At 35.0% G+C, this 2,374-nt stretch carries 2 protein-coding genes and 1 pseudogene; all 3 read left to right on the top strand.

What is annotated here, in order from left to right; translation table 11 throughout:
• The first annotated feature begins 87 nt into the window (after positions 1-87).
• The gene (locus ACZQCL_RS07335) at positions 88-1,077 is read left to right on the top strand and encodes a ParB/RepB/Spo0J family partition protein (protein WP_482482505.1); all 990 of its coding nucleotides are present in this window, start codon (positions 88-90) and stop codon (positions 1,075-1,077) included.
• Positions 1,078-1,336: 259 nt separating this feature from the next.
• Entirely contained in the window at positions 1,337-2,071 is a 735-nt protein-coding gene (locus ACZQCL_RS07330; protein WP_482482503.1) for a hypothetical protein, read from the top strand.
• Positions 2,072-2,176: 105 nt separating this feature from the next.
• Positions 2,177-2,374, top strand: a pseudogene (locus tag ACZQCL_RS07325) (Fic family protein); the annotation flags it as partial.

The following is a 2,374-nucleotide window of genomic DNA, read 5'->3' as shown; positions in this document are numbered from 1 at the left end:
AAACCAAACAAAATGCAGATCAAGCCATTGATGAATGGAATCATCAAACAATGAAAAATACAATACAACTCACTCTATTTTAAGGAGGTGGCACATTTGCCAAAACTAGATTTAGGATTGCCTAGCTATGACTCTTTGTTTTCTACAGAAGAAGAAAGACAAGAAGCCAATAGTGAAAAAGTAATGACAATCCCTATAGATAAGATTACAGATTTTAAAGAACATCCCTTCCATGTCACGATGGATGAGGATATGGCAAAGCTTATTGATTCGATTAAGGAAAACGATATGCTGATGCCTGCATTAGTTCGTCCGAAAAAAGATGGATCGTATGAAATGATTTCTGGTCACAGGCGTAAATTTGCCTTGTCACAGCTAGGAAGAAAAGAAATGAATGTAATTATCCGAGATTTGGATGATGACCAGGCAACGATATTAATGGTCGATTCCAATATTCAACGTGAAAACATTTATCCTAGTGAACGTGGTTACGCCTACAAAATGCGACTTGAAGCTATGAAACATCAAGGAAAACGAGTAGATATTAATGTCGATGATGTACCTGTTGAATATTCAAAATCAACTTCTACTCAAGTTGAGCAGAAGTCAAAAAATAAATATTCAGTAGAATTATTAGGTGAACAATTAGGATTAGACAGAAATCAAATACGTCGTTTTATCCGCTTAACCTATCTGATTGAACCATTACAAGAAATGGTGGATGGACGACATGAAAATGAAATCAAGATTGCATTTAATCCGGCTGTTGAGCTTTCATATTTAACAGAATCCGAACAGTACGATTTAGCCAATGCAATTGTTGAAAATCAAAGAACACCGTCACTTGCTCAATGTCAGGAATTCAAGCGGTTGAGTCATGATGGCGAGCTAACTACAGAATTCATTGAAGATACTTTATCTGAAGAAAAACCGAACCAAAGAGAAAAGCTATCTTTTCAAATGAAGGAAATCGATAAATATTTTCCAAAGGACTTCACACCAGGCAAAAAAAAGGATCTTATGATTCACTTGTTGGAAAATTGGGCAAAGAAAAGATCACGAGAACAAGAACGGTAGTTGAATATGCAACTGCTTTTTTTCTACTTGTGATTGTTTCCAAACTGTTGGAGGGGCAGTTTGTCTTTGCACCAAGACGTGTGACTGTGACCTCCCCTAAAACCCCTCCTACCTACCGAAGCAATCTTTATTACCTACCGAAAAAGAAAAAATGTTGTTATTTAGTAAGTAGAAATATTTGTATCTAGGTAATGATTTGTAAAATATGTATTTTAAAGATAAAGATATTTACCAAGACATACAATTGGAGGTTAGATCAATGAAAAGACAATTAATTGCGTTATGTATTTCAAGCTTACTTGTTGGTACATTCATCGTTTTTAACATGAATCAGGATGTATCTGTTCCAACAGTGGAAAAGTTTACGGAAGATACTTCTTTAAGTGTTAGTAAACATGAAGCTATAGTTAGTGAACATGAAAATGTTGACAAGGATGAGAAAACAGATGCTGGAGATACAATGAAGAAACCTGAATCCAAGGAAGAAAAACAGAAAGAAAAAGTTACGGGCAAAAGTGAATTCAAAACAACAAGTGTTTCTTCGGAATGTAAAAAACAAAATTCCAAAAAAGAAGGTTCTAGTAAGAGTTCTTCCGGTTCATATCAAAAGACATCAACTTCAAACAGTTCCAATGCATCGAGTAAATCAAACAATGATGTTGTGAGTCAACCTGTTGAAAGGCCTAATGAATCCAAACAAGAACCTGCGGTAGAATCTACACCTACTCCAGAACCGACAAGACCAAGTTATGCTTGCCCAGGTGGTGTCAATCCAAATGTGAGTTGTGATGTGATTTTAGATACGAACTTTTACTATGCAACCTACGGATCACAAGCTGAAGCAGATGCTGCAGGAATGTATTACTTGGATGAAGTAATGTACATTGGTGAGATTGAAATCACAAACTATTCTGTACAGCCTGTGTATCGAAATGATCATAGTATTGCCTATTATGGTTTGAATCTTTGGAGTAATGGTAATTTGGTTCAATAAGATTTTCATCATATTTTTCTCCCAATCTAATTCATTTTCTCCCAAAATTAGTATATAATTGGGAGAAAGAGCACATACTTTGGGAGTAAACGAAAGGAGAAGTAAATGAGAAATTTTGATTATAGTTATCTTAAAAATCGTACATGGGACAATGAAATATTAACTTATGTAGCCAAAATCCATGAATTCAAAGGGAAACAGGAATTATATATCCGACAAAAGCCCGTTGAATTAGAACGTCTGATTGAAGTTGCTAAAGTTCAAAGTACAGAAAGTTCGAACCGTATCGAAGGAATTATAACA

Source organism: Holdemanella sp., assembly GCF_056804935.1.
This window is presented reverse-complemented; position numbering and strand designations above follow the sequence as displayed.